The organism is Bradyrhizobium niftali (genome assembly GCF_004571025.1).
Taxonomy (GTDB): Bacteria; Pseudomonadota; Alphaproteobacteria; order Rhizobiales; family Xanthobacteraceae; genus Bradyrhizobium; species Bradyrhizobium niftali.
This window is the reverse complement of the sequence record NZ_SPQT01000016.1, coordinates 31,683-57,153: the sequence shown is the minus strand read 5'-3', so window position 1 is coordinate 57,153 and position 25,471 is coordinate 31,683. Positions and strand designations below refer to the sequence as shown.

The 25,471-nt window shown below is 66.5% G+C and carries 26 protein-coding genes; 9 read left to right on the top strand and 17 right to left on the bottom strand.

Translation table 11 applies throughout. The features are described from left to right. The first annotated feature begins 73 nt into the window (after positions 1–73). From E4K65_RS25705 to arfB, 3 genes are all read left to right on the top strand, one after another. Positions 74–1,468, top strand: a complete 1,395-nt coding sequence (locus E4K65_RS25705) for a M16 family metallopeptidase (RefSeq protein ID WP_371090214.1) — start codon at positions 74–76, stop codon at positions 1,466–1,468. Next, the gene (locus E4K65_RS25700; RefSeq protein WP_430649040.1) at positions 1,465–2,853 is read left to right on the top strand and encodes a M16 family metallopeptidase; all 1,389 of its coding nucleotides are present in this window, start codon (positions 1,465–1,467) and stop codon (positions 2,851–2,853) included. The genes E4K65_RS25705 and E4K65_RS25700 overlap by 4 nt, the downstream gene beginning before the upstream one ends. A gap of 118 nt (positions 2,854–2,971) precedes the next feature. Then, complete coding sequence (arfB, locus tag E4K65_RS25695) at positions 2,972–3,388, top strand: alternative ribosome rescue aminoacyl-tRNA hydrolase ArfB (RefSeq protein WP_011090218.1); 417 nt, start codon at positions 2,972–2,974, stop codon at positions 3,386–3,388. 58 nt (positions 3,389–3,446) lie between these two features. On the opposite strand, the gene E4K65_RS25690 is transcribed toward arfB, so the two are convergent. Next, on the bottom strand, positions 3,447–3,755 hold the full coding sequence (locus E4K65_RS25690) for a hypothetical protein (protein WP_167771136.1): 309 nt from the start codon (positions 3,753–3,755) through the stop codon (positions 3,447–3,449). Between the two features lie 316 nt (positions 3,756–4,071). Here E4K65_RS25690 and mutL point away from each other — a divergent pair, with 316 nt between their 5' ends. Then, positions 4,072–5,883 carry a DNA mismatch repair endonuclease MutL gene (gene mutL, locus E4K65_RS25685; protein WP_135176506.1) on the top strand — a complete coding sequence of 604 codons (1,812 nt, stop codon included), beginning with the start codon at positions 4,072–4,074 and terminating at the stop codon, positions 5,881–5,883. Between the two features lie 116 nt (positions 5,884–5,999). Here the strand turns inward: mutL and rsmD are convergent, their stop codons facing one another. Beyond that, a complete protein-coding gene (gene rsmD / locus E4K65_RS25680; RefSeq protein WP_135176505.1) occupies positions 6,000–6,554 on the bottom strand; it encodes a 16S rRNA (guanine(966)-N(2))-methyltransferase RsmD in 555 nt (184 codons plus the stop codon). Continuing rightward, complete coding sequence (locus E4K65_RS25675; RefSeq protein ID WP_167771135.1) at positions 6,555–8,606, bottom strand: pseudouridine synthase; 2,052 nt, start codon at positions 8,604–8,606, stop codon at positions 6,555–6,557. Between the two features lie 119 nt (positions 8,607–8,725). On the opposite strand from E4K65_RS25675, the gene E4K65_RS25670 reads away from it, so the two are divergent. Then, positions 8,726–9,184, top strand: coding sequence for a nucleoside deaminase (locus E4K65_RS25670; protein ID WP_038955606.1), 459 nt, complete (start codon positions 8,726–8,728; stop codon positions 9,182–9,184). A 128-nt stretch (positions 9,185–9,312) separates the two neighbouring features. Here the strand turns inward: E4K65_RS25670 and E4K65_RS25665 are convergent, their stop codons facing one another. The 5 genes from E4K65_RS25665 to E4K65_RS25645 all read right to left on the bottom strand — a co-directional run bounded on the left by E4K65_RS25665 (position 9,313) and on the right by E4K65_RS25645 (position 14,000). Next, positions 9,313–10,215: an alpha/beta fold hydrolase gene (locus E4K65_RS25665; protein ID WP_135176503.1), complete on the bottom strand. Its 903-nt coding sequence runs from the start codon at positions 10,213–10,215 to the stop codon at positions 9,313–9,315. A gap of 189 nt (positions 10,216–10,404) precedes the next feature. Beyond that, positions 10,405–11,688, bottom strand: coding sequence for a phosphoribosylamine--glycine ligase (gene purD / locus E4K65_RS25660; protein WP_135176502.1), 1,284 nt, complete (start codon positions 11,686–11,688; stop codon positions 10,405–10,407). Between the two features lie 196 nt (positions 11,689–11,884). Continuing rightward, positions 11,885–12,184 (bottom strand): winged helix-turn-helix domain-containing protein, encoded by a 300-nt coding sequence (locus tag E4K65_RS25655; RefSeq protein WP_135176501.1) that lies wholly within the window; start codon positions 12,182–12,184, stop codon positions 11,885–11,887. Between the two features lie 4 nt (positions 12,185–12,188). Next, positions 12,189–12,743 carry a hypothetical protein gene (locus tag E4K65_RS25650; protein WP_167771134.1) on the bottom strand — a complete coding sequence of 185 codons (555 nt, stop codon included), beginning with the start codon at positions 12,741–12,743 and terminating at the stop codon, positions 12,189–12,191. A gap of 246 nt (positions 12,744–12,989) precedes the next feature. After that, positions 12,990–14,000 carry an alpha/beta hydrolase gene (locus E4K65_RS25645; RefSeq protein WP_167771133.1) on the bottom strand — a complete coding sequence of 337 codons (1,011 nt, stop codon included), beginning with the start codon at positions 13,998–14,000 and terminating at the stop codon, positions 12,990–12,992. 120 nt (positions 14,001–14,120) lie between these two features. On the opposite strand from E4K65_RS25645, the gene xseA reads away from it, so the two are divergent. Beyond that, entirely contained in the window at positions 14,121–15,758 is a 1,638-nt protein-coding gene (gene xseA / locus E4K65_RS25640; RefSeq protein WP_135176500.1) for an exodeoxyribonuclease VII large subunit, read from the top strand. 263 nt (positions 15,759–16,021) lie between these two features. Here xseA and E4K65_RS47470 read toward each other — a convergent pair whose 3' ends face one another. Together E4K65_RS47470 and E4K65_RS25630 are read right to left on the bottom strand one after the other, a co-directional pair. After that, positions 16,022–16,171 carry a hypothetical protein gene (locus tag E4K65_RS47470; RefSeq protein ID WP_167771132.1) on the bottom strand — a complete coding sequence of 50 codons (150 nt, stop codon included), beginning with the start codon at positions 16,169–16,171 and terminating at the stop codon, positions 16,022–16,024. 257 nt (positions 16,172–16,428) lie between these two features. After that, positions 16,429–17,253 carry a dienelactone hydrolase family protein gene (locus tag E4K65_RS25630; protein WP_167771131.1) on the bottom strand — a complete coding sequence of 275 codons (825 nt, stop codon included), beginning with the start codon at positions 17,251–17,253 and terminating at the stop codon, positions 16,429–16,431. A 202-nt stretch (positions 17,254–17,455) separates the two neighbouring features. On the opposite strand from E4K65_RS25630, the gene E4K65_RS25625 reads away from it, so the two are divergent. Then, entirely contained in the window at positions 17,456–17,683 is a 228-nt protein-coding gene (locus E4K65_RS25625; protein ID WP_011090242.1) for a DUF2093 domain-containing protein, read from the top strand. Positions 17,684–17,699: 16 nt separating this feature from the next. Here the strand turns inward: E4K65_RS25625 and E4K65_RS25620 are convergent, their stop codons facing one another. Then, positions 17,700–18,005, bottom strand: a complete 306-nt coding sequence (locus E4K65_RS25620) for a hypothetical protein (protein WP_135176497.1) — start codon at positions 18,003–18,005, stop codon at positions 17,700–17,702. A gap of 559 nt (positions 18,006–18,564) precedes the next feature. Between E4K65_RS25620 and E4K65_RS47465 the strand changes: the two genes are divergently transcribed. Next, complete coding sequence (locus tag E4K65_RS47465; protein ID WP_235885729.1) at positions 18,565–18,762, top strand: hypothetical protein; 198 nt, start codon at positions 18,565–18,567, stop codon at positions 18,760–18,762. Positions 18,763–19,131: 369 nt separating this feature from the next. On the opposite strand, the gene lpxK is transcribed toward E4K65_RS47465, so the two are convergent. From lpxK to E4K65_RS25585, 6 genes are read right to left on the bottom strand one after another with little or no spacing between them, the layout of a single operon-like run. Next, the gene (gene lpxK / locus E4K65_RS25610) at positions 19,132–20,148 is read right to left on the bottom strand and encodes a tetraacyldisaccharide 4'-kinase (protein WP_135176495.1); all 1,017 of its coding nucleotides are present in this window, start codon (positions 20,146–20,148) and stop codon (positions 19,132–19,134) included. After that, the gene (locus E4K65_RS25605) at positions 20,141–21,475 is read right to left on the bottom strand and encodes a 3-deoxy-D-manno-octulosonic acid transferase (protein ID WP_135176494.1); all 1,335 of its coding nucleotides are present in this window, start codon (positions 21,473–21,475) and stop codon (positions 20,141–20,143) included. Before E4K65_RS25605 ends, lpxK begins: the two co-directional genes overlap by 8 nt. Next, positions 21,438–22,151: a lysophospholipid acyltransferase family protein gene (locus E4K65_RS25600; RefSeq protein WP_135176493.1), complete on the bottom strand. Its 714-nt coding sequence runs from the start codon at positions 22,149–22,151 to the stop codon at positions 21,438–21,440. Before E4K65_RS25600 ends, E4K65_RS25605 begins: the two co-directional genes overlap by 38 nt. Beyond that, positions 22,148–22,393 carry a DUF4170 domain-containing protein gene (locus E4K65_RS25595; protein WP_011090249.1) on the bottom strand — a complete coding sequence of 82 codons (246 nt, stop codon included), beginning with the start codon at positions 22,391–22,393 and terminating at the stop codon, positions 22,148–22,150. The genes E4K65_RS25600 and E4K65_RS25595 overlap by 4 nt, the downstream gene beginning before the upstream one ends. A gap of 60 nt (positions 22,394–22,453) precedes the next feature. Continuing rightward, positions 22,454–23,272: a 3'(2'),5'-bisphosphate nucleotidase CysQ gene (locus E4K65_RS25590; protein ID WP_135176492.1), complete on the bottom strand. Its 819-nt coding sequence runs from the start codon at positions 23,270–23,272 to the stop codon at positions 22,454–22,456. Beyond that, positions 23,259–24,650 (bottom strand): TldD/PmbA family protein, encoded by a 1,392-nt coding sequence (locus E4K65_RS25585; RefSeq protein ID WP_167771129.1) that lies wholly within the window; start codon positions 24,648–24,650, stop codon positions 23,259–23,261. The genes E4K65_RS25590 and E4K65_RS25585 overlap by 14 nt, the downstream gene beginning before the upstream one ends. A 264-nt stretch (positions 24,651–24,914) precedes the next feature. Here E4K65_RS25585 and E4K65_RS25580 point away from each other — a divergent pair, with 264 nt between their 5' ends. Further along, a complete protein-coding gene (locus E4K65_RS25580) occupies positions 24,915–25,433 on the top strand; it encodes a DUF6101 family protein (RefSeq protein WP_135176490.1) in 519 nt (172 codons plus the stop codon). The last annotated feature ends 38 nt before the right edge of the window (positions 25,434–25,471 follow it).

The following is a 25,471-nucleotide window of genomic DNA, read 5'->3' as shown; positions in this document are numbered from 1 at the left end:
AGCCTCAGCCGCACGGTGTAGCATGCCGTGCCGCCGAGCCGGACATCCGGACCTCGGCCTTTCACTAGGGATCATGATGTCCTCTTACCGATCGGCTGCCTGCCTCCTTGCCGCGCTGCTTTCGACGAGTGTCCTCTCAGCCAGCGCGGCCCTCGCCCAGACCACGGTGACATCGGCCCCGCCCGCCAGCTTCACGCTCAGCAATGGCATGCAGGTCGTGGTGATCCCGGATCACCGCACGCCGGTGGTCACGGAGATGATCTGGTACAAGGTCGGCTCGGCCGACGAGACGCCGGGCAAATCCGGGCTCGCGCACTTCCTCGAGCACCTGATGTTCAAGGGCACCTCGAAGCATCCGGTCGGCGAATTCTCCCAGACCGTGCTTCGTGTCGGCGGCAACGAGAACGCCTCGACCTCGGTCGACTACACCAACTATTACCAGCGCGTGCCGCGCGAGCAGCTGCCGACCATGATGGAGTTCGAGGCCGATCGCATGACCGGCCTGATCCTCAAGGACGAGAACGTGCTGCCCGAGCGAGACGTCGTGCTCGAAGAGTACAACATGCGCGTTGCCAACAATCCGGACGCGCGGCTCAACGAGCAGATCATGGCCGCGCTCTATCTCAACCATCCCTATGGCCGGCCGGTGATCGGCTGGCATCAGGAGATCGAGAAGCTCGATCGCGAGGATGCGCTGGCCTTCTACCGCCGCTTCTACGCGCCGAACAACGCGATCCTGGTGATCGCCGGCGACGTCGAAGCCGCCGACATCCGTCCGCTGGTCGAGCGCAATTTCGGCTCCATCCCGGCCCAGCCCGCGATCCCGGCACGCCGCATCCGTCCGCAGGAGCCGGAGCCGGCGGCACCGCGCACCGTCACGCTGGCCGACCCGCGCGTCGAGCAGCCGAGCCTGCGGCGCTATTATCTCGTTCCCTCGGCGACCACGGCTGCGGCCGGCGAAAGCGCGGCCCTGGACGTGCTCGCGCAGCTGATGGGCAGCGGCAGCAATTCCTATCTCTACCGCGCCCTCGTCGTCGACAAGCCGCTCGCGGTCTCCGCCAACGCCAGCTATTCCAGCATCTCGCTCGACCCGACGCAGTTCGCGATCTCGGCCGCGCCGAAACCCGGCGTCGGCTTCGCCGAGGTCGAGCAGGCGGTCGACGGCGTCATCGCCGACATCGCGCAGAACCCGATCCGCGCCGAGGATCTCGAGCGGGTCAAGACCCAGCTCATCGCGGAAGCGATCTACGCCCAGGACAACCAGGCGGTGCTGGCGCGCTGGTATGGCGGCGCGCTGACCACCGGCCTGTCGATCGAGGACATCAGGAGCTGGCCCGACCGCATTCGCGCGGTGACCGCCGAACAGGTTCGCGCTGTTGCGCAAAAATGGCTCGAGAAGAAGCGTTCGGTGACGGGCTATCTGGTCAAGGACACTGCGACCACCAAGCGCGAGGAGAAGCGTTCGTGACCTATCCCTTCCTTCGCGCAAAACACTTCCCACGCACAAGGCACTTCGCGCTGTCCTTCGTCACCGGCGCGGCGCTCGCGCTCGCCGCGGTCTCGCCGTCGCAGGCCGCAGCAAAGATCCAGCGCCTGATCTCGCCGGGCGGCATCGAGGCATGGTTCGTGCAGGACGCCACCGTGCCGCTGATCGCCATGGAATATTCCTTTGCCGGCGGCTCGGCCCAGGATCCCAAGGACAAGTCGGGCGTCGCCAATCTCGTCGGCGACCTCCTCGACGAAGGCTCCGGCGATCTCGACTCCAAGACCTTCCACGAGCGGCTCGACCGCCGCGCCATCGAGCTCTCCTTCAGCGCCACCCGCGACACCTTCCGCGGCAGCCTGCGCATGTTGCGCGACAACAAGGACGAAGCCTTCGACCTGTTGCGGATGGCACTGACCTCGCCGCATTTCGACACCGCCGACGTCGAGCGCATCCGCTCGCAGGTGATCTCGGGCCTGCGCCGCGAGACCACCAATCCGTCGTCGCTGGCGAGCCGCCAATTCCTGGAGGTCGCCTTCGGCGATCATCCCTATGGCCGGCAGACCAACGGCACGCTGGAAAGCGTGCCGACCGTCACCGCCGCCGACATGAAGGACTATGTCGGCCGCGTGCTCGCCAAGGACACTTTGAAGGTCGCAGTCGTCGGCGACGTCGATCCCGCGACCCTCGGCAAGCTGCTCGACCACACCTTCGGCAGCCTGCCCGCCAAGGCCAATCTCGTGCCGGTCCCCGACATCGAGGCGGCCAAGCCGCCGCAGCGCGCCTTCGTGCCGCTCGACGTGCCGCAGACCGTCATCACCTTCGGCGGCCCCGGCGTGAAGCGCAGCGACCCGAACTTCATGGCGGCCTATGTCGTCAACCACATCCTCGGCGGCGGCGGACTGTCCTCCCGGCTCTATCGCGAGGTTCGCGAGAAGCGCGGGCTGGCCTATTCGGTGTTCGAATCCCTGCTCTGGATGGAGCATTCGGCGGTCTTCATCGGCAATACCGGCACCCGCGCCGACCGCGCCAACGACACCATCGACGCCATCGAGAAGGAGGTGCGCCGGATCGCCGAGGAGGGCCCGACGCAGAAGGAGCTCGACGAGGCCAAGTCCTACCTCAAGGGCTCGCAGATGCTGGCGCTGGATACGTCCTCGAAGCTCGCCCAGGCGCTGCTGCAATATCAGCAGGACAAGCTTCCGATCGACTATATCGAGAAGCGCAACGCCATCGTCGACGCTGTCACGCTGGACGACGCCAAGGCAGCCGCCAAGCGCCTCTGGGGCCAGGGCCTGCTGACCGTCGTCGTCGGCCGCGCCCCGCAGGCTGCGGCGCAGCCGGCGGCAGCGGCGCCCAAGTCGAACTGAGGTCTTCCATCCTCTGTGTCAAATGGCCGGGCTCGCCCCGGCCATTTGCGTTTCGCATGAGCGCCATTGCCGAACGTGGACGTCCGGGATATGTCCGGACATCACGAATGGTGCCATCATGCTGCGGATATCCCGCGATCTCGTCATCGACGAGGACGACATCGAGATCGGCTTCGTCCGCGCCTCCGGCCCCGGCGGGCAGAACGTCAACAAGGTCGCAACCTCGGCCCAGCTGCGCTTCGACACGCGCAAGCTGACCCTGCCGGAGGATGCCACGATCCGGCTCGCCCGCATCGCCGGCCAGCGCATGACCAAGGACGGCGTGATCGTGATCCACGCGCAGCGCTTCCGCACCCAGGAACGCAACCGCCAGGACGCCATCGACCGGCTCGTCGAGATCCTGAGCGAGGCGATGATACGGCCGAAGCCACGGCGCGCGACACGGCCGACCTTCGGCTCCAAGCAGCGCCGGCTCGAGGGCAAGAAGCGTCGCAGCGACGTCAAGGCCGGACGCGGCCGGAGTTTCGACGATTGAATGGACAAACACCTCCGGCCGCCAAGCGACCGGAGGTTTGCAGGTTCACGTTCCGGCGTCAGTAACGCTTGCCGGTGGCGGGACTGCCCGAGGCGGAATCGTCGACCGTCCCCTTGTGCGCTGCGCTTCCCGTAGTGCCGACCGCGCCCTTCGTTCCCTTGGTCGACTTCATGCCCATCTTCTCACCCGCAGCGCCCTGCTGCGTGCCGAGATCCTCATCTTCGCTGGCTGACGCGCCCCCCTGCATGGGTTTGCTTTGCACGGTGCCGCCGGGCTTGGTGCCAGCTGACGTGCCTTGCGCGAAAACGGGCGTCGCAATGAGGGCTGCAAGAGCGCATGCGATTGCAGAAGTCTTCACCAACTTCATCCATTTCTCCTGGATTTTTTGCGATGACCGGGTCGGCTGCGTCCTGCGCCGTTCGCCTGCACCGGACCGGTTCATCGCATAGAGAGTTCGAACGGCGCGATCGCGATGCAATCCGCTTCGTGTGGTGATCGTTTAGGGATTTCGAGGCGGTTTCGCGGAATTGTCCTCCGCATATGCGGCAGCGCGGAACACGTTCCCCGCGTGCATAAGAAGTAAGCGAGGATAGACGCGCCACATTTGCCATGTGGGAAGCTCGACCTTCCCCATGCATTTGTGCCCACGAGGCATTAGACTGGGATATTCGCCGAGTGAGCCCATGCCCGTCCGCCAATTGCCTGAGCAAGTCGTCAACCGCATCGCCGCCGGCGAGGTGGTCGAACGGCCCGCGAGCGTGGTCAAGGAACTGGTCGAGAATGCGATCGATGCCGGTGCGAGCCGGATCGACGTCTTCACCGATGGCGGCGGCCGGCGGCGGATCGGCATCACCGACGACGGCAGCGGGATGACGGCGAAGGATCTCGCGCTCGCGGTCGAGCGCCACGCCACCTCCAAGCTCGACGACGAAGACCTGCTCCAGATCCGCACGCTCGGGTTCCGCGGCGAGGCCCTGCCCTCGATCGGCTCGGTCGCGCGTCTCTCGATCACCACGCGCCATGCCGGCGAGCCGCATGCATGGGCGCTCACCGTCGAGGGCGGCGCGAAGTCCGAGATCATGCCGGCGGCGCTCGCGCATGGCACCCGCGTCGAGGTCAACGACCTCTTCTACGCCACGCCGGCGCGGCTGAAGTTTCTCAAGACCGACCGCACCGAGGCCGAGGCGATCCGCGAGGTGGTGCGGCGCCTCGCGATGGCGCGACCGGACGTCGCCTTCACGCTTGCGGGCGAAGAGCGCGCGCCGGTGACCTGGGCCGCGGCGCTGCCCGGCGCTGCCGGACGGCTGACACGGCTCGGCGACATCCTCGGCGCGGAGTTTCGCAGCCACGCCATCGAGGTCCATGCCGAGCGCGAGGGCGTCGTCGTTTCCGGCTATGCCGCAGCCCCGGCGCTGACGAAAGCCAATGCGCTCGGGCAGTATCTCTTCGTCAACGGCCGCCCGGTGCGCGACAAGCTGATCTTAGGGGCGGTGCGCGCGGCCTATTCCGACTATCTGCCGCGCGACCGTCATCCGGTGCTGGCGCTGTTCGTCACGCTGGATCCGCGCGAGGTCGACGCCAACGTGCATCCGGCCAAGACCGAGGTCCGCTTCCGCAACGCAGGCCTCGTGCGCGCGCTGATCGTGCATGGATTGAAGGAAGGGCTCGCACGCGAGGGCAGGCGCACCGCCGCCAACAGCGGCGAGAGCGCATTGTCCTCGTTCCGGCCCGCTTTCACGCCGCGCCCGGCGAGCTGGGACTGGCGGGCCTCGCCATCCGCCCCAGTCGCGCCGATGCCGTCATTCGATGGCGCGGCAGCGCCTGCCTTCTCCGAGCGCGCCCAGGCGGCGTTCGACGTCGGCGCGCCCAGTGCCGACGTGCGGTTCGAGACGCAGCCCGTCAGCGACCTCGTCGATCGCCCACTCGGCGCCGCGCGCACGCAGATCCACGAGACCTACATCGTCTCGCAGACCCGCGACGGCCTCATCATCGTCGACCAGCATGCCGCGCATGAACGCATCGTTTATGAGCGGCTGAAGGCCTCGCTGGCCGCCAACGGCGTGCAGCGGCAGATCCTCTTGATCCCCGAGATCGTCGAGATGGACGAGGCCACGGTGGAGCGCCTGCTCGAGCGCAGCGACGAGCTTACCTCATTCGGGCTTGCGATCGAATCCTTCGGCCACGGCGCGGTCGCTGTGCGCGAGACGCCGTCGCTGCTCGGCAAGACCAATGCCGGCGGCCTGTTGCGCGATCTCTCCGAGCACATGGCCGAATGGGACGAAGCGTTGCCGCTGGAGCGCCGCCTGATGCACGTCGCCGCCACCATGGCCTGCCACGGCTCGGTGCGCGCCGGCCGCAGGCTCAGGCCCGAGGAGATGAACGCCCTGCTCCGCGAGATGGAGGAGACGCCAAACTCCGGCCAGTGCAATCACGGCCGGCCGACCTATGTCGAGCTGAAGCTGTCGGATGTGGAGAAGCTGTTCGGGCGGCGGTAGCCCTCGAACGCGTAGGGTGGGTTAGCGCAGCGTAACCCACCCCTTTCTGTTTCCGCTGAGAAAGACAGTGGTGGGTTACGCCTTCGGCTAACCCACCCTACGCACTGAACACGAAGCTACGGCCTCTTCAAAAACACGAACTCCGTGTCGTCATAGGCGCGCCGCTCCAATTCCTCGAAGCCATCAAGCGTCACGAACTGCGCGGCCTTCGCCTCTTCGACCACGAGCAGCGCACCCGGCGTGAGCCAGCCGCCGTCGCGCAAGCTCGCGAGCGCCTTCTCCGCAAGTCCCCTGCCATAGGGCGGATCGAGGAACACCAGCGAGAACGGCTCGACGGGATGCGCCGGGCCGAGATCGGTCGCATCGCGGCGATAGACTTTTGTCACCCCGCCGAGGCCGAGCGATTCTACATTGTTGCGCAACAACGCCCGCGCCTCCGCACCGTTGTCGACGAACAGCACGAACTTCGCGCCGCGCGAAGACGCCTCGATGCCGAGCGCGCCGGTGCCGGCGAAGAGATCGAGCACGCGCGCGTCCTCGATCGGATCGTCATACGCGTGCACGAGGATGTTGAACACGGACTCGCGCAGGCGGTCCGCCGTGGGGCGGATATCGCGCGAGGACGGTGAGGCGAGATTACGCCCCTTCAAGCGACCGCCGACGACGCGCAACTAGTCCTCCCGCGGCGTCAGGTCGCGCTTGCCGTGATAGCCGCGCTTGGGACGGCGCGGCGGGCCGTAACCGCTCGCCTCCGCCTCGTTGCGCTCGCGCGCCTCCTCGCTGCCGGTACGCTGCACCAGCACGCGGCGGCCCTTGCGATCGTTGATCACGTCCCGCTTGCTGGCAGGCTTCTTCTCGCGCGGCGCTTCGCCATCGGGTGAAGAAGATTTCTGCGGCACGTCGAACTGCGCGCCCGACTTCTCGATCACCTTGTCGCCGAGCTGTTCGCGCAGCACACGCGACTTGATCTCCTCGACCTGGCCTTCGGGGACTTCGCCGAGCTGGAACGGGCCGTAGGACACGCGGATCAGCCGGTTCACCTCGAGCCCGAGATGGGCGCAGACGTTGCGCACCTCGCGGTTCTTGCCTTCGCGGATCGCGAACACCAGCCAGACATTGGCGCCCTGGTCGCGCTCCAGCGTGGCATCGATCGGACCGTACTTCACGCCCTCGACCTCGATGCCACCCTTGAGCACGTCGAGCTGTGCCTGGGTGACGTCGCCATGGGCGCGGACGCGGTAGCGACGCAGCCAGCCGGTGTCCGGCAGCTCGAGCGTGCGCGCGAGGCCGCCGTCATTGGTGAGCAGCAACAGGCCTTCGGTGTTGAAGTCGAGCCGGCCGACGCTGATCAGGCGCGGCAGACCTTCGGGCAGATTGTCGAACACGGTCGGACGGCCCTCGGGGTCGTCATGCGTGGTCATGAGGCCGCGCGGCTTGTGATAGAGGAACAGGCGCGTGCGCTCGCGCGGCGGCAACGGCTTGCCGTCGACAGCCACGACGTCGTTCGGCGTCACGTCGAGCGCGGGCGAATTGATGACGCGGCCGTTGACGGTAACCCGGCCCTGCGTGACCATCTCCTCGGCGTCGCGGCGCGAGGCAAGCCCTGCGCGCGCCAGAGCCTTGGCGATGCGCTCGCCGACCTTCTTCGGCTTCGGCGCGTCTTCGCGGCGCGGCCGCCCCTCGAAATCCCGATCGCGCTCGCGATAGGCGCCGCGGCCACCGAAGGCCGGGCGCTTCTCGAAGATCCTGCTCTCGTCCTCGTTTTCACGGCGCGGACGATCACCGAAGCGGCCTTCGCTGCGCGGATGCTCGTGCCAGTCGGAGCGGCCTTCCGAGCGCTCGCGCGGGCGATTGAATTTCGGACGGTCGCCGCGCTCGCCATCGCCGTCACGACGGGGACGATCGAACTTGGGACGATCATCGCGCGGGCGATCAAACTTGGGCCGATCGAATTTGGGCCGCTCGCGGAACGGACGATCGCCCGAGGGACGATCGTCGCGCGAACGCGAGAACCGGGGACGATCCTCGCCGCCTTCGCGCTTCTGCCAGGGCTTGTCCTCGCCGCGGTCGCGGCCGCCGAAATCCTTGCGCGGGCCCTTGCTGAAATCCTTGCGCGGCGGCCGGTCGCCGCGCGGACCCGCATCGCGCTTCTGCCACGGCTTTGAATCGCTGCGCTCGCCACGATCGCGCGGCCGGTCGCTGCGATCCGGCGCACCACGCGAAAACTTCCGCTCGCCGTCGAACTTGCGTTCCGGACGATCGCCACGCGGCGCGTAGGGCCGCTTGTCGCCGAACTTCTTGTCGCCGGTCCGGCCGGCGGGGCGGGAATCGTCGCGATCCCGGCTGCGCGGCGGACGGTCGTCACGGCCATAGGACGGGCGATCGCCGCGCGGCTTGAACGGCCGCTTCTCGCCGTCACGCGCGCCGCGATCCGAAAACGGACGGTCGCCACGCGGCTTGAAGCTGCGCTCCTCACCACCGCGGTCGTCGCGCTTGAAGCGCGGGCGGTCGCTGAAATCGCGGCGCGGCGCATCGCCCTCCTCGCGGCGGCGGAACGGACGGCTGTCGCGGTCGCCGCGGGGCGGACGGCTGTCGCCCTTGCCCTCAGAGCCGCGCTTGGCGAACTTCTTCTCGGGGCCGCGCGGCTTGCCGGACCGGCCCTTGGCCGGGCCACGATCACGCCGGCCGCGGGAATCGTTGTCTTTGTCGCTGTCGCGAGGCATGAATAATCTCACTCAGGGGGTGGCCAGAAAGCATTGTGCGCGCTCGTTTCGAGCCGCATGCTCAGGCAAAACCGGTATTCACTCTTGCTGAAGGCGGAGCTACTAGCAGGTTTCTGGCGATGATACGAGGCTTGAAAGCCCCCTCTTTCATGGATTTGGCGCTCAAAACGGCCGAAAATGCCGGAAAGGCGGGCGAAGTTCCGATCGGATGCGTGGTCGTCCGCAATTACGAGGTCATCGCCACCGCGGCGAACCGGACGCTGACCGACTACGACCCCACCGCCCATGCCGAGATCGTTGCGCTGCGCGAGGCCGCGAAAAAGATCGGCAGCGAGCGCCTGGTCGACTGCGACCTCTACGTGACGCTGGAGCCCTGCACCATGTGTGCGGGCGCGATCTCTTTTGCAAGGGTCAGGCGGCTCTATTACGGCGCCGCCGATCCCAAGGGCGGCGCGGTGGAATCAGGCGTGCGGTTCTTTGCCTCGCCGACCTGCCATCACGCGCCGGACGTCTATTCCGGTGTCGGCGAGAGCGAAGCAGCGCGGCTGCTGCGGGAGTTCTTCCGGGAGCGGCGGTAAATTCACATATTCCGCCGTCATGCCCCGCGAAGGCGGGGGCATCCAGTACGCCGCGGCCTATCGACCACCACCGTCGCGGAGTACTGGATCGCCCGGTCAAGCAGCTGTGTGTGTCGCGACAGCGCAGTTCAGCCTGCGAAGAACTCGCGCAACGCCTGCGCGGTGACGTCGGGGTTCTCCTCGGTGAGGAAGTGGCCGGAATCCACCGGCATGCCATCCACGTTCGTGGCCCATTGCTTCCACGTATCCAGCGGTGTCGCGGCGGCTTGCGCCACGCCGGCGTTGCCCCACAGCGCCAGCATGGGAATGGTGATCTTCTTGCCGGCCTCGAAATCGGCCTTGTCGAGGTCGTAGTCGAAATAGGCGCCGGCGCGGTAGTCCTCGCACATCGCGTGCACGCGGGCGGGATCGCGAAACGGGGCGATGTAGTGCTCCAGTGCACCCTCGTCGATGGCGTCGAGCGTCTTCGATTTGGTCTGGCTCGCCATCTTGAAGCGCAGGAAGAACTCGCCATTGCTCGAGATCAGCGTCTCCGGCAGCGGTGCCGGCTGCGCCAGGAAGGTCCAGTGATAGATCTTCAGCGCGTAGGCGCGGTTCATCCGCTCCCAGTAATTATAGGTCGGCAGGATATCGAGCACGGCAAGGCGCGACAGCCGCCCGGGATGGTCGAGCGCGAGGCGGTAGGAGACGCGGCCGCCGCGGTCGTGGCCGGCCAGCGCGAAGTGCACGTGGCCGAGGCGCTCCATCGCCTCCACCATGGCCTTGGCCATCGCGCGCTTGCTGTAGGGCATGTGCAGCGCGTCGCTCTCGGGCATGTCGGACCAGCCATAGCCCGGCAGGTCGGCGATGATCAGCGTGAACTTGTCGGCAAGCTGCGGCGCCACGCGGTGCCACATCACATGCGTCTCGGAGAAGCCGTGCAGGAGCAAGAGCGGCGGTCCCTTGCCGCCGACGCGGGCAAAGATACGGCCGAGGGAGGTGTTGATCCACTCGGAGGCGAAGCCGGGATAAAGATCGGCGAGATCGGACATCTTTCTGCATCCTTGTCTGGTCAGTCGCGGAGCGGCTCCCAACAAAAATGTCGAAAACAACCCCATGCACAGTAGCACGCGTCCTCGGCGAAGGGCGCTAAGCCCAACAGCCGACTACGCATTTTTGAAATGTCGATGTGGCGGAGCGATGGCGCAAGGTTCCCTGCGCGTGCAGCGGAAAAAAGCCTGTCAGCCCCTGGCCTTCTCGGCTTCCACCGCCTGCCAGCCGATGTCGCGGCGGCAGAAGCCTTCCGGCCAGTTGATGCGGTCCACGGCCTGATAGGCGCGGCCTTGCGCCTCCGTCACGGTCGCCCCTAACGCGCAGACGTTGAGCACGCGGCCGCCATTGGCGAGGATCGCGCCGTCCTTTGCGACCGTGCCGGCGTGGAATATCTCGACGGTGTCGACCTTGGCGGCCTCCTCCAGCCCCTCGATGCGCGTGCCTTTCTGATAGTCGCCGGGATAGCCCTTCGCCGCCATCACCACCGTGAGCGCGGATTCCGGATACCAGCGCAGATCGAAATGCTTCAACTCCCCGTCGCAGGCGGCAATGAACGCCGGCACGATGTCCGACATCATGCGCAGCATCAGGACCTGGCACTCGGGATCGCCGAAGCGGACGTTGAACTCGAACAGTTTTGGGCCCTGCGTGGTCAGCATGATCCCGGCATAGAGGATGCCGCGGAACGGCGTGCCGCGCTGCTTCATGCCGGCCACCGTCGGCAAAATGATCCTGGCCATGATCGCGTCGTGGATCGCGGGCGTCACCAGCGGCGTCGGCGAATAGGCGCCCATGCCGCCGGTGTTCGGGCCGACGTCGTGGTCGAACACACGCTTGTGGTCCTGCGCGGAGGCCAGCGGAATGGCGGTCTCGCCGTCGCACAGCGCGAAGAAGCTGATCTCGCGGCCCGGCAGGAATTCCTCGATCACGACTTCGGCGCCGGCTTCGCCAAAGGCGCCCTCGAACATCATGGCGATGGCGTCCTCGGCCTCGCGCACGGTCTTGGCGACGACGACGCCCTTGCCGGCGGCAAGACCGTCGGCCTTCACCACGATCGGCGCGCCCTGGCTCTGGACATAGGCACGCGCGTCATCGGCGTTGGTGAAGCGCTTGTAGGCGCCGGTCGGAATGCCGAATTCGGTGCAGAGCGCCTTGGTGAAGCCCTTGGAGCTTTCGAGCTGGGCGGCCGCCCCGCTCGGCCCGAACGCCTTGATGCCGGCGGCAGTGAGGTCATCGACGATGCCGGCCGCCAGCGGCGTCTCCGGGCCGACCACCACCAGCTCGACCGCGTTGGTCTTGCAGAAGTCGATCACGGCCACATGGTCGGCAACGTCGAGCGCCACGCACTCCGCCTCGCGCGCGATGCCGGCATTGCCGGGCGCGCACCAGAATTTGGTCACGAGGGGAGAGGCTGCGATCTTCCACGCCAGGGCATGTTCACGGCCGCCAGAACCGAGCAGGAGAATGTGCATCGAAGGCTCGAAATGAGGGGTTTGCTGGGGGCGGAGGTCGCACGAATCGGGGTGGGGCTCAAGGGGGGCGCCGTTCCAATTCCCCGTCATTCCGGGGCGCGCGTAGCGCGAGCCCGGAATCCATTGGCCCGCGGCGTTGGTAGTGAAATGGATTCCGGGCCCGTCGCTGGCGCTCCGACCCGGAATGACGGGAGAGCTAGCCCTGCCTCCCCGCAATAATCTCCTGCAACGTCGCCACATGCCGCGCAAACGCGCCGCGGCCGGTCGCGGTGGCGGTGACCGTCGTCTGCGGCTTCTTGCCGACGAACGCCTTCTCCACGGACACATAGCCCGCCTTGGCCAGGGTCTCGATATGCGCGCCGAGATTGCCGTCGGTGGCGCCGGTCAGCTTTTTCAGCCGCGCGAATTCGAGGCCAGCGGACACGGGCAGTGCGTTCAGCGCCGCCATGATCTTGAGCCGCAGCGGCTGGTGGATGATGTCGTCGAGCTCGGCCATCGCGCTAGATCCGCCGCATCCAGAGGCCGCCGAGGATGAGCCCGCCGCCATTGACGAAGGCCATCCAGAGCGGAAACGCCTCGCCGATGAAGAAGAAGCCGATCAGCGTCAGCGCGGAGATGCCGAGACCGATCGCTACGAACGCGTAACCAAACCAGAGGCCCGCCAGCGTGTAGAACAGCATGAAATAGATCGGCCAAAACGTGCCCAACTGGCGCGGACCGAAATGACCGATGACTGATGTCACGAGGTAGCCGAACGCGAAGAACAAGGCGAACACGAGGACCAGCCTGATATTGAAGGCCGCGCCATGGGGCTGATGCGGCGGATTGAGCAGGCGGATCGCAACCAGACCGCCGACGCCCAGAAAGTCCGAGGCAACCCAGGCGTAGACGGCATAGACCGGCCAGAGCCAGGTCACGAGATTGGCGGCAAACACCAGGACGCCCCACCAGACAGCCGCGAGGCTCGCGAGCTCGTAGAGCTGCGACTGCTTCAACCGCTGGACGATATCGTCGATATCGGCCAGCGCCGCGGACGCCTCCTTGCTGTCGATCATGTCGTCCCTTTCTGTCCCTGGGCTATCTCGTATGACGCTCGGTGACACCTGAGCGCGCGCCTCGTCCTTCGAGACGACCGCTTCCAGCGGTCTCCTCAGGATGAGGCTCAGCTGCACCAGGACCCGTTGAAGCGGCTGCCGCAAACTCCGCCCTCATCCTGAGGGCCCGCCGCAGGCGGGCGTCTCGAAGGATGGCCACGGGGAAACCGCTCCCATCTGCGATTGCCTTGCCGTCAACGGGGCGCATCATGACTGCCCTGCTCCGCGCGTTGCCACGTCCTCGGCGATCACCGAGATCGCCTTCGGGTGGGTGACGATGCCCATGTGGTTGATGCCGTCAATCAGTTTGACGTCGACCGACGGTTTGATCGCCTGCACCGTCTCCGCATATTTGTCCGAGATCATCATCTCGTCGTCGGCGCCGCCGAAGATCGTGATCGGACGCGTCGTCGCCGGAAGGTCGACGCGATAGCCGCGCGTCGCGAAATTGCGCATCAGGCGATCGGAATAGGTGGAGACGAGGTACTTCGCCGAAGTCGCCGGCACGGCCAGGGCGAGCACCGGAAGCTGCGAACAGCAGTCGATGCCGAGCTTGCGCAGCGCAGTCAGGCCCAGCAAGCGCGGGACATCGACGATGGCCCAGCCGCCGGCGTGCGGCCTGTTGGTCGGTGCGTCATGGCCGAGATAGGGCGCGAGCAGCACGGTTCGCACGAACATGTCCTGCATGATCGGGGTCGCGGCGACGCGCAGCGAGAAGCCGGCGCCGGCGGAATGGCCGATCAGGGTGAGCGGCAGGTCCGGCGCGGTCTTACGGACTTGGGCGACGAAATCGACGAGGTCGTCCTCGAGCTGGCCGACATAGCCGATGTCGCCGCGCGTGCCGGAGCCGCCGTGGCCGCGGATGTCGAGCGCCCAGGTCTCTACCCCGCGCGAGGCGATCGCATGGGTCAACGCATGATTGACGGTGCCGCTGGAGCCGGACGAGCCATGGATGAAGATCGCACCGTGGCCCGTCGCGGGGCCATTCGGCGTGTAGTGGCGATAGCCGATCCAGGTGCCGTCGCGGGCCTGGAAGCGCTCGAGCGGCGGCATGGTCGAGAAGTCGACGAGCTTCACGGACTCCGAGACCGATTTCATCTCGGGCGGCCGCTCCAGCGGCGTTGCGATCATTGCGGCCACGATCAGCGCCACAGCGCCGACCACACACAGGGCCCATTTCAGTCCGTGCAAAACGCCGCGCAGCAGCCGGATCGCCATCGCTCAACTCCCTGGAACACATCAATCAATAGAGAACTCTATATTGCAGAGTACTCTCCCGGTCAATCCCCGGATTGGCGCTCTCAGGCGAAAATCCTTAACGTCGGGCCCGACCCCAAAATGCCGAATCGTTTGCCGATGCCGCCCGCGGAACCCCTGCTCAACGCCCCAGAATTCACCGTCTCCGAGCTCTCGCAGTCCCTGAAGCGGACGGTGGAGGATGCCTTTGGCCATGTCCGGGTCCGTGGCGAGATCTCGGGCTTTCGCGGCGCCCACTCCTCCGGCCACTGCTATTTCGCGCTCAAGGACGAGAGCGCCAAGATCGAGGCGGTGATCTGGAAGGGCGTGCACGGCCGCATGCGCTTCAAGCCCCAGGAGGGGCTCGAGGTCATCGCCACCGGCAAGCTCACGACCTATCCGGGCTCCTCGAAGTACCAGATCGTGATCGAGGCGCTGGAGCCGGCCGGCATCGGCGCGCTGATGGCGCTGATGGAGGAGCGCAAGAAGAAGCTTGCCGCCGAGGGCCTGTTCGACGAAGCGCGCAAGCAGCTCCTGCCGTGGCTGCCGGAGGTGATCGGTGTCGTGACCTCGCCGACAGGCGCTGTCATCCGCGACATCCTGCACCGGCTGGAGGACCGCTTCCCCCGCCATGTGCTGGTGTGGCCGGTCAAGGTGCAGGGCGAAGGTTCGGCCGAGCAGGTCGCGGCTGCGATCCGCGGCTTCAACGCGCTGCCGGAGGGCGGCAGGATCCCGCGGCCCGACGTGCTGATCGTCGCGCGCGGCGGCGGCTCGCTGGAGGATCTCTGGTCCTTCAACGAGGAGATCGTGGTGCGGGCAGCAGCCGAGAGCATGATCCCGCTGATCTCCGCGGTGGGGCACGAGACCGACATCACGCTGATCGATTTCGTCGCCGACAAGCGCGCACCGACGCCGACGGCCGCCGCCGAGATGGCGGTGCCGGTGCGCAGCGATCTGTTTGTCGAGGTCGCCGATCTCGCCCGCCGCACCCGCGCCTATTGGCAGCGTGCCCACGAAAGCCGCCGCAACGAGCTGCGTGCTGCTGCGCGCGCACTGCCCGCGGCCGGCGATCTTCTGGCGATCCCGCGGCAACGGCTGGATTCGGCAGGCTCCGCCCTGCCCCGCGGCTTGAAAGCCAACACGCATGCGCATTTTCGCAGGTTCACAGCCGCCGGCGCCAAGCTGACGCTGCGCGTGCTGCATGGGCAGATATCGCAGGCCGATCACCGGCTCACCGTGTGCGGCGAGCGGCTCGGTCTCTCTGCGCGGTCGCTGTTGCGGCAGCGGCGCGACCGCTTTGCCGGGCTGGAGGTTCGCCTGCGCGCCTCGAAGCTCGCCAACGCGCAGGCACAGCGCAACGCGATTGCCCGCCAGCGCGAGCGAACGCAGCGTCTTTCCGAGCGCGCGCAACGCGCTCTCGTCACGTTGCTGCAGCGGCTCGATGCCCGCGTCGAGAACAGCGGCAAGCTGCTCTCCGCGTTGTCATACCGCGGCGTGCTCGCCCGCGGCTTCGCGCTGGTGCGGGACGAGGCCGGCCATCCCCTGCATTCGGCAGACAGCATCGGTCCCGGCGCGCGCGTCGAGATCGAGTTCGCGGACGGACGCGTCGGCGCGACAACGGACGCAGATCGCCCGGCGCCTCCCGCAAAGCGCGCACAGCAGCCGAAGCCGGCCGCGCAGGAGACAAAACCCGCGCCAAAGCGCGTCGGCAAGCCGGTGGATCAGGGCACTTTGTTCTGAGTTGGCGGCGACGCTGCTCCGCCCTCAGTGTCATTCCCCGCGCAGGCGGGGAATCCAGTACGCCGCGGCTTCTCAGTAAACCACGGACGTCTCGGAGTACTGGATCGCACGGTCAAGCCGGGCGATGACAGCGAGAGTGTAGCGTGCACGTGCAGCTCCAACCTCGTCATTGCGAGCGCAGCGAAGCAATCCAGAATCTTTCCGCGGAGGGACTCTGGATTGCTTCGCTACGCTCGCAATGACGGCGTGGAAGCAGCTAAACGTTACCGACAGGACAATCCCGCGTCGATCGTGGTCCAGAAGCCGCAATGTTCCGGCGCGAGCATTGGCGCGCCGGCGTGGGCTTCGAACAGGAAGATCGCGACGGTGAAGACGATCAGTGCGGAGGAAAAGAGGATGATGCGGTTGCGCATGTGGGATGCGTTTAACCGACATCGTGGTCGAATGATGGCACCGCCACATGCTGAAACCGCCGCCGTGTGCGATCCGTAGATTCACGGTCGGCCATTATCCGTGCAGGGCGGTGGTCGATGCGGGGCTGTCCGCATCAAACTGTTCCTCGGGCGGCCCCGCTTGGGAATCCGTCGCCTCGTAGCCCGCATGAGCGCAGCGATATGCGGGAACAGTCTTCCCGGATATCGCTTCGCTCATCCGGGCTACTGGATCTTCATCACCGCGCCAGCCACTCCGCGACTTCCTTCTGCGACTCCGCGCGTGCGACCGCATCGGTGCCGAGATGGCCGTGCTCGGGCACGGCGGCGTCGCTGCTGCCGCTAGCTGCGTGCAGCGGCGTGTTGGCGTGGTCGAAATCGTGATAGGCGCCGGGATAGACCACGATGCGCGCGAGCGCGCTGCGGCCATGCGCACCCTCGACCATCTGGCGGCAGGCCGGCGGCGACGACACGTCATCATTGGCGCCGATCAAGACCAGCGTCGGCACCCGCGTGCTCCAGCCGAGGCCGGCAGAAATCCGGCAATCCGGATAGAACGCGATCGCCGCGCGGAAATCCGGGCCTGCGTCGCGCGTCGCATTTTGCGGGCGCACCGCCCACAGCAGCGTGCTCGCGCCGTTGGCCCAGCCGATGAGGCTGACGCGGTCGCGCGCGACCCAGGCCTGCTTCATCAGCCAGGCGCGCGCGGCCGCGACGTCGGCGACACGCTCGCGCCGCGCCTTGACGTGCGTCTCCTTGACGCGGCATTGCGGCCCAAGCTCGCGCGAGCCGTAGCTGTCGGGCAGCAACACCGCGTTACCCGCCTTGAGCAACCGCTCCGCCCAGTCGCGATAGCGCGGCAATACGGGATCACCATGGCCGCCAAGGCCGCCGCAGCCATGCAGCGCGATCACGGTCGGAAACGGCCCCGCGCCCTCGGGCTTGTAGAGCTGCGCATGCAGGACGCCGGACGACAGCGGAATCTCGACCTGCTGCGGCGCAGGCGCGGCGCGCGCGGCCGACATCAGCAGCATCAGGAACAGGGCGGTCAGTCGAAGGCGCATCGGACTCTGCCGTATCAGGTGCCGGCCGCTGGCGCCGGGACGATCCTTCGCCCGAAGCACTATCATGCGAAAACGGCGACAAAACATCACAAACCGGTGGGTTTACCGGGCGGACAGGCCGCCCTATCTATGCTACATCCCGTCCAACACATCGTGCCCTCCAGGTTTTTTTTACGGAGAGGCCTTCCACGGAGACTTTCGTGTGCTGAACAAGTTCGGCTCTTCCGGCAATGGCGAAGCGCAGGTGCAGTATCTCGACGGCGATTTCCGCGTGATCTCGCCGGGGACCTATGTGCGCTGCGCGATCACCGACACGCGGATCCCGCTCGACGAATTGAAATACTGGAGCGTGGACCTTCAAGAAGCCTATGCCACGCCGGCCGCGGTGCTGCAGCGGCACTTCCCCGGCGCGCCGAAGCCGCAGCCGTGAGGCCGCGCCTGCGCTTCTATTGCTGCTCGGTGGCATCGCCGCCCACGCAGGTCTTGATGAAGGTCTTCCTGGGCTCGCCGACGACCTTCTGATCGATCGCCTGCTTCAGGCAATCGACCCGCGCCTGTGCCATGCAGAGCTGCAGCTGGTCGCGCTTGTCCTGCCCCTTCAGGTTTTGCGTCGAGCCGAGGCATGTCACGCGCTTGGTCGCGGGAACCGGCACCGTGCCGGTCGAAGCGGCGGGCGGCGGCGTTTGTGCAAACACCGGCGCAACAATCAGACACACAAGGCTGGCGGCGACGGTCGCGGACGGCAGTTTCATCGAATTCTCCTGATCGGTCCCAGACCGATAGGCGTTTTGCGATGAATGTCGCGTGAATGATGTCGTCACGCTGGAAAGCCATTCCTTGTCGTCCTGAAGCGGCACCTCCCGGACTCCATCGCAAGGTGATCCGAGAAAAGTGGAGCGATTTCGTCGAGCCGGGAAGCACGAACAATACCGCCTATCGCGAGGCATGGGAATGGATGTGTCGGCGTCTCAATTGCGCGTCTCCAAAATGATCTCCTCCGACCGATCCGCGTTGCATCGCATGGTGCTTGCACTCCCTGGTGAGTCATTTCGCGCTGTGGTTGGATTCTTTGTTGCGGGTCGGCGCCCTTAAGTTGTTTGACGAAGTCTTGGTGAAACAGAGGGCTGCTATGCTGCATGTTAGGTAACTGGCCCTGCTCTTTTTATCGCGCAGACAATCAAGTCAACCAAACGGCCATCGAGCTTTGGAATTGGCGCAGTCTGTGAACGGGCTCATATCGAAGAGCCATCCGGCGGGTTACGATCACCTCGAAAATTTGCGGTGGAATGTCTGTAAATCGGAAGCCAAACGATGGGGGTGATCATGCCCACCATACTGGACTTGCTCTATCGTGAATATTGCCGCGCCCGCCTCGCTGAAATGCGGAAACAGCTTCTGATCGCAGCTGAACGCGCCGAAGCTCTCGAAGCGCATTATCATCCTGCGGATCAGGGTGACGATGAGAGGACGGACGCACAACGCAAGACCGGTCGCGGCGTGCCGAATTGAATCGGCCCCAGGACCGGCGATCTCTCCCGCGTAGCAGTGGCCAAGCAATTGGCAGCAGTTTGGGAGCAAGCAATGAATACACCCGAATGCTATACTGTCATGGTGGCCTGCGTCTCGTGCCTGACCATTATCGGATTGATGGCCGTTGGAGCGTGGTGAGCATGACTGATTGCCGAGCCGCGATCGCAGGCCGTTACCTGGGCGCCGCCGATGATTGCCGGGAGTTCGGCACGTCCCGGTGACGGCTCTCATGCAAGGCTACATCAACTCCCGAATGTGCGGACGAGACTTCATCGGCCGCGACATGTCGCCCGGTCAATGGCGCGCGGTGCTGGGCTACGGCGGAGCAGCTTTGCCCGCCCTGCAAAATCATCGCCTGCCGAACCGCCGCTCGCGCGCCTTGTAGAGATGGTCGCTGATCAACTGCCGCAGCTTTGCCGGGTCATCGAATTCGAGCTGAACCGCGAACGGCACGATGCCGTCGGGCACACCTTCGTGGCTGCGCAGGCGCGCGATGTCCTTTTCCGTCGTCACCAGCGTGAGCTGTTCGCGCCGGGCGTCCGCCGCGAGCGCGGCGATCTCCTCGGGCGAGAACACGTGATGATCGGCGAAGGAACGCGTGCGCACGACCTCGACGCCGCAGGCGCGCAGGGTGCGGAAGAAGCGCCCGGGATCGCCGATGCCGGCGAAGGCGAAAACCCGCTTGCCGAGCAGCTGCGCGACCGAGGCAGCATCCGGCTTCAGGCGCGCGCGCAGCTCGGGCTTGTTGCGCTTGGCAAGCTCGGCGGCGACATCGTTGGCGGCACGGCCGTCGCCGATCAGCACCAGCGCGTCGGTGCGCGCGATCTGGGCCTTCAGCGGCGCGCGCAGGGGACCGGCGGGAAACACGTTGCCGTTGCCGATGCCGCGCTCGCCGTCGATCACGATCAACGAGGTATCCTTCAGCAGACGCGGGTTCTGGAAGCCGTCGTCCATCAGGATCACGGTCGCGCCTTGTGACTTTGCAAGGGCCACACCGTCGAGGCGGTCGCGCGCGACGACGACCGCAACGTCGCGCGCCATCATCAGCGGCTCGTCGCCGATGTCGGCTGCGATGTGACGCGCGCGATCGACCACGACAGGACCCTTCAGGCGCCCGCCATAGCCGCGGCTGAGCACCACCGGCGTCTCGCCTAGCTCGCGCAGGAGCTTCGTCAGCGCCAGCACGGTCGGCGTCTTGCCGGCACCGCCGACATGATAGTTGCCGACGCAGATCACGGGGATGCCGGCGTCGAAACCCTCGAGCGCCATGCGGCGCGCCGTGATCGCGCCATAGATCGCGCCCAGGGGACGGAGGATTTGGGACTGTGGGGAACGCGGCCGGTACCAGAAGGCCGGCTCACGCATTGGCGGCTCCCATCTCGATCCGCAATTGCAGCAGATACGGCTCGAGCGCGGTCATGGTGCGCTCCAGCGCGCCGCCGAGCTGCTCGACCACGCCTGCGCCTGCGTGCTGCAGCTTGTCGCGCGCGGCGGGATCGGCCAGGAGTTGGCCGAGCTGCTTGACCAGAAGCTCCTGCGTGTCGGCCTGGCGCGCGCCGCCGCTCGCATCGAGCGCTTCGTAGACGTCGGCGAAGTTGAAGACGTGCGGACCGTGGACGATGGCAGCACCGAGCTTGATCGCCTCGATCGGATTCTGGCCGCCATGGCGGATCAGCGACCCGCCCATGAACACGATCGGCGAGAGGCGGTAGAACAGGCCGAGCTCGCCCATGGTGTCGGCGACATAGACATCGGTGGTCGCCGTCGGCAGCTCCTCGCGCGAGCGCAGCGCCGGCTTCAGGCCCGACGCGGTGATCAGGCCCGCAATCGAGGAGCCGCGATCCGGATGGCGCGGCACGATCACCGTCAGGAGCTGCGGGAAGAAGCCGACGAGGCTGCGATGCGCCGCCACCAGCATCTCGTCCTCGCCCGGATGGGTCGAGGCCGCGACGATGATCGGCCGCCCGCGCGTCATCGCCATCAGCCGTTCGAGCTTGGCGGGATCGGCCGGCGGCGCCGGCACGTCGAGCTTGAGATTGCCCGTGGTGAGGACGTCGCGGCCGCCGAGCGCGGAGAAGCGTTCGGCATCGGTCTTGGACTGCGCGAGACAGATGTCGAAGCGCGACAGCAGCGCCGAGATGGTGCCGTACATGCGCTGCCAGCGCGGGAAGGAGCGCGGCGACATCCGCCCGTTGATCAGCACCATCGGTACCCGTCGCGTTGCGCCCGCCAGGATCAGGTTCGGCCACAGGTCGGATTCGATGAACAGCGCCAGCGACGGCTTCCAGTGGTCGAGGAAGCGCGCGACATAGCGCGGGGAATCATACGGCACGTATTGGTGGATGACGTCGGGCGGAAAACGCTTGGCCGCCACCGCGGCCGAAGTGACGGTGCCCGACGTGAGCAGGATGCGCAAGTTGAGATCGCGCAGGCGCTCGATCAGTGCCGCCGCGGCCAGCACCTCGCCGACGCTGGCGCCGTGGATCCAGACCAGCGGACCATGCGGCCGCACGTCCCGGGACAGGCCGCGCCGCTCGCCGACGCGCGCGGGATCTTCCTTGCCCTGCTTCAGCCGCCGCTTGATCAGCGCAGGCGCGAGCGGCACGAGGCCGGAGGCCAGGCGTTGATACATCCGCAGCGTCATCGGGAGCGTGTCAGGCATCTTCCGGCCCCGGGCGGCCGAGCTGCGCATAGGCGCGCCGGGTCGCCTCGTTCAACGTCTCCTCCAGTTCCAGCCGCAGCGCTTCCATCATGGCGGCGTCGGCGTCCGGCGGAACGTAGATTTCCTTGATGCCGACCAATGCGCCCCGCCCGAATGGCAAATTGATGGTGGTGCGGTCCCAGTTCTTGAGCCGGATGAAGCGGCTGGTCGCCATCGCAAAAGGCATGATCGGCCGCCCCGATTCCCGTGCCAGCATGATGATGCCGAGCCCGGCCACGCGCGAGCGCTTGGGGACATCGGCGGTCAGGGCGACATTACAACCGTCCTGAAGCGTCCGCACCATTTCCTTGAAGGCGCCGACGCCGCCCTTGCGGTGGAAGGCGCCGCCATGGTCGCCGGAACCGCGGATGGTGCCGATGCCGAGCCGCTCGGCGGCGATCGCGTTGAACTCGCCGTCGCGATGCCGCGAGATCAGGACCCTGGCCTTGTACCAGTCCTTGTTCTTGATGAACGGGGTGAGGAAATGCTGGCCGTGCCAGAAGGCGAAGATCGCCGGGATCTGCGGCTCGACGATGTCATAGACGTCGGGCGGATCGAACGTGAATTTGTTGGTCCGCCAGACCAGACGCAGATATTCGGCCGCCAGGACCCCGACGGCACGCTGAACGAAGCTGCTCCGCAGCGTATTGCGAAGCAGCCTTTTCAACGCGCCTTCGTTTCTTGATTCGGGTCGAGCAGCCGGTGGAGATGGACGATGAAGTAGCGCATCTGCGCGTTGTCGACCGTGCTCTGCGCCTTGGCGCGCCAGGCGACGTGAGCGGACGCATAGTTCGGATAGAGGCCGACGATCTCGACGTCGTCGAGGTTCTTGAAGGTGTTGTGCTCGAGATCGAGCAGTTCGCCTCCGATGACGAGATGGAGCAGTTGTTGCGGGGCACTATCTGGCATGGGTTCTGTTCCTAACGGGCTGCCCGGCAAAGCAGTGTTCGACAAGCACAGCGAAAGCGCTCAGGGCAAGGGACGATTTCGAAAATGCGCGACAATGCTCGCATGACGATCGCGACCCGCTGCCACCAGCACCCCGTGCGCCACTTCCCGGCGGTTATAGAGGATGGGATCTCCGGAGAGGTCGCTCATCCTACCATCCGCTTCCTGCACGATCAAATCGGCCGCCGCAAGGTCCCAATCATGGCTGTTGCCGCCCGCAAAAGCCGCATCCAGCGCGCCATGGGCGACCCGGCAGAGTCGGAGCGCGAGCGAGCCGATTCGCGGGTGCAGCTTGATGTCGCCGCCGGAGCTGTTCAGCCGCTCGACCATCGGCTTGGGGCCGGCCATGCGGGAGAAATCGAGCGTTGACCCGGGCGTCGCCCGCACCGGCTTGTCGTTGAGCAGCGTGCCCTGGCCCCGGGCCGCGAAGAAGAACTCGCCGCTGGTCGGTGCGAACACCGCGGCCAGCACCGGCGCGGCGTCCGCGACCAGCGCCACGCTGACGCACCATTCGTCATGGCCGCCCAGGTAGTTGCGCGTACCGTCGATGGGATCGACCACCCAGACAAGCCGCCGCGACAGCCGCGTGGCATCGTCGGCGCTCTCCTCCGACAGCCAGCCATAGTCGGGCGTGGCACCGCGCAGGCGCGCTTCGAGCAGGTCGTTGACGGCGATGTCGGCTTCCGACACCGGCGAGGACGCGCCCTTGGTCCATGTCTTCAGCTCGGTGCGGAACATCGACTGCGCGAGCGCGCCCGCTTCCCGCACCGTGTCCTTCAGCAGCGCCGCGTCGCGGGTCAGGATCGTCGCATCGAGAGAGTTCGCGTCAGCGTCCGCCAAGCGTCAAACCCTCGATGCGCACCGTCGGCGCATTGATGCCGTAGCGGAACTCGAGATTGTTGGCGGGCTGCATCGACTTGAAGATCTCGAACAGGTGGCCCGCAATCGTCACCTCGCTGACGGGATAGGTGATCTCGCCGTTCTCGATCCAGAAGCCGGAGGCGCCGCGGCTGTAATCGCCGGTGACGCCGTTGACGCCGGAGCCGATCAGGTCGGTGACGTAGAAGCCCTGCTTGATGTCGGCGATCAGCTCGGCCGGCGTCGGCGTGCCGGCCTCGAGATGCAGATTGTACGGCCCGGGCGAGGGCGAGGACGAGACGCCGCGATGGGCGTGGCCGGTGGTGGCAAGGCCCAGCTCCCGCGCGGTCGCGCAATCAAGCAGCCAGGTCGTGAGCACGCCCTCGTCGATCAGCGCGGTCTGCTTCACCGCGACGCCTTCGGCATCGAAGGTCTGCGAGCGCAGGCCGCGCTTGCGCAAGGGGTCGTCGATGATGCGGATGTTCTTGGCGAACAGCTGCTGGCCGAGCTTGTCCTTCAGGAAGCTGGTCTTGCGCGCGATCGAGGCGCCGTTGATGGCGCCGACGACATGGCCTACCAGGGAGCCCGCAACGCGCGGATCGAACACGACCGGGACCTTGCAGGTCTCGACCTTGCGCGGATTGTAGCGCGCCACGGTGCGCTCGCCGGCGGAACGGCCGACGATTTCCGGCGACAGCAGGTCGGCCCCGTGCGGCGCCGAGGTGAAATCGTAGTCGCGCTCCATGCCGGTGCCCTCGCCCGATATCGCGGTGGCCGAGATGCCCTGGCTGGAGCGCAGATAGGAGCCGTGAAAGCCGGTGCTGGTGACGAGCACCATGCCGCCGATGCCGGCGGAGGCCGAGGCGCCGCCGGACTTGGTCACGCCCTTCACCGCGAGCGCCGCAGCCTCGGCTTCGAGCGCGCGGCGCTCGAGCTCGGCGGTGGCCGGCACATCGGGATCGAGCAGATCGAGATCGGGGAAGTCGCGCGCGAGCAGCGCGGGATCGGCGAGGCCGACATATTTGTCGCTAGGTGCGACGCGCGCCATCGCGACCGCGCGTTCCGCGAGCTTGGTCACGGCATCGCCGCTGACGTCGTTGGTCGAGACCACCGCCTGGCGCTGGCCGACCAGAACGCGCAGGCCGACATCGTCGCCCTCGGACCGCTCGGATTCCTCGACACGTCCGTCGCGCACCTCGACGCCTTGCGAGACGCCGCGCACTGCGACCGCATCGGCCGCATCGGCGCCGGCGCGCCTCGCCGCCTCGACCAGCCGCTGCGCGAGATCGGACAGCGCGGACTGATCGAACAGGTCACTATTGGCTTTGGGCGAAAGCGTCGAGCTTGGTGAAGGGTTCACAAACGAAATCCTGTTGGGGCGGGGTTCGGGACCGGAACCCACAGATGTGCCCTGGTAGCGCGGACTTCAAGCATTTTCAGCCCGCCAAAAGCTCAGATTCGCGACTTCGGCGCAACGTCTCGTCAATCATGCGCGCCAAGGTCTTGTCAATCATGAGCCGCGGTGACGCTGGGTTAACCAGCCTTTTTAAGCGGTTTCCGAACCGGGCGCGCTAAGGTCCTCGCATCGACCGGGAACATAATCCTGGCGGGGAGAACTAAAGCCGTGAGGCGTCAAACAGCAACAAGCGGGATCGCTCCCGCCGGGTCGAGCCGCAGCTTGCGGCTCGACCCCCTTTCCCTTCCGGTCCGCTTCGATGCACATGATCCGCGCGCCGACGGATACACAAGGCAGATCGAGCTTCATCGCGAACGCGTCGTGTTGCGCCGTGCCGTCCGCGGCATGCAGATGGCCATCAACGTGCGCGTCAGCGACTTCACTGGCGTCGCGCTGCGCGGCAACAACGAGGCGCAGGCCCTCATCCTCGTCCATCGCGACCCCTCGCTCTCCGTTCCGCTGCTGGTCGGCGCCGACGGGGACGAGCTCACCGCAGCCTGGGCGGTCTGGAGCGAGATCTTCGCGCTTCCGCAGCTCGACGAGGGCGCCCGCAAGCCCGCACCGCGCCGCCGTCGCGCCAACGCGATCCAAGCCCGCCGTCCGAAATTCCTGATGCGCCGGCGCACCGCCATAACACGCGAGCTGCCGGTTCACCGCGAAGAGCGTGAGATCATCGCAAGGAACTAAAGGTGCCGTAGGGTGGGTTAGCCGAAGGCGTAACCCAC

Excerpts from the sequence above, each read along its gene's own strand:
- E4K65_RS25690 (WP_167771136.1), bottom strand. The coding sequence starts at position 3,755 with ATGAAGTTGGTGAAGACTTCTGCAATCGCATGCGCTCTTGCAGCCCTC.
- E4K65_RS25670 (WP_038955606.1), top strand. The coding sequence starts at position 8,726 with ATGATACGAGGCTTGAAAGCCCCCTCTTTCATGGATTTGGCGCTCAAA.
- E4K65_RS25650 (WP_167771134.1), bottom strand. The coding sequence starts at position 12,743 with ATGATCGACAGCAAGGAGGCGTCCGCGGCGCTGGCCGATATCGACGAT.
- E4K65_RS25605 (WP_135176494.1), bottom strand. The coding sequence starts at position 21,475 with ATGCGCAGCTCGGCCGCCCGGGGCCGGAAGATGCCTGACACGCTCCCG.
- E4K65_RS25620 (WP_135176497.1), bottom strand. The coding sequence starts at position 18,005 with ATGAAACTGCCGTCCGCGACCGTCGCCGCCAGCCTTGTGTGTCTGATT.
- E4K65_RS25645 (WP_167771133.1), bottom strand. The coding sequence starts at position 14,000 with ATGGCGATCCGGCTGCTGCGCGGCGTTTTGCACGGACTGAAATGGGCC.
- E4K65_RS25675 (WP_167771135.1), bottom strand. The coding sequence starts at position 8,606 with ATGCCTCGCGACAGCGACAAAGACAACGATTCCCGCGGCCGGCGTGAT.
- E4K65_RS47465 (WP_235885729.1), top strand. The coding sequence starts at position 18,565 with ATGGGGGTGATCATGCCCACCATACTGGACTTGCTCTATCGTGAATAT.
- E4K65_RS25705 (WP_371090214.1), top strand. The coding sequence starts at position 74 with ATGATGTCCTCTTACCGATCGGCTGCCTGCCTCCTTGCCGCGCTGCTT.
- purD (WP_135176502.1), bottom strand. The coding sequence starts at position 11,688 with ATGCACATTCTCCTGCTCGGTTCTGGCGGCCGTGAACATGCCCTGGCG.
- lpxK (WP_135176495.1), bottom strand. The coding sequence starts at position 20,148 with ATGCGTGAGCCGGCCTTCTGGTACCGGCCGCGTTCCCCACAGTCCCAA.
- E4K65_RS47470 (WP_167771132.1), bottom strand. The coding sequence starts at position 16,171 with ATGCGCAACCGCATCATCCTCTTTTCCTCCGCACTGATCGTCTTCACC.
- mutL (WP_135176506.1), top strand. The coding sequence starts at position 4,072 with ATGCCCGTCCGCCAATTGCCTGAGCAAGTCGTCAACCGCATCGCCGCC.
- E4K65_RS25595 (WP_011090249.1), bottom strand. The coding sequence starts at position 22,393 with ATGCCAGATAGTGCCCCGCAACAACTGCTCCATCTCGTCATCGGAGGC.
- E4K65_RS25655 (WP_135176501.1), bottom strand. The coding sequence starts at position 12,184 with ATGGCCGAGCTCGACGACATCATCCACCAGCCGCTGCGGCTCAAGATC.
- E4K65_RS25665 (WP_135176503.1), bottom strand. The coding sequence starts at position 10,215 with ATGTCCGATCTCGCCGATCTTTATCCCGGCTTCGCCTCCGAGTGGATC.
- arfB (WP_011090218.1), top strand. The coding sequence starts at position 2,972 with ATGCTGCGGATATCCCGCGATCTCGTCATCGACGAGGACGACATCGAG.
- E4K65_RS25630 (WP_167771131.1), bottom strand. The coding sequence starts at position 17,253 with ATGCGCCTTCGACTGACCGCCCTGTTCCTGATGCTGCTGATGTCGGCC.
- xseA (WP_135176500.1), top strand. The coding sequence starts at position 14,121 with ATGCCGAATCGTTTGCCGATGCCGCCCGCGGAACCCCTGCTCAACGCC.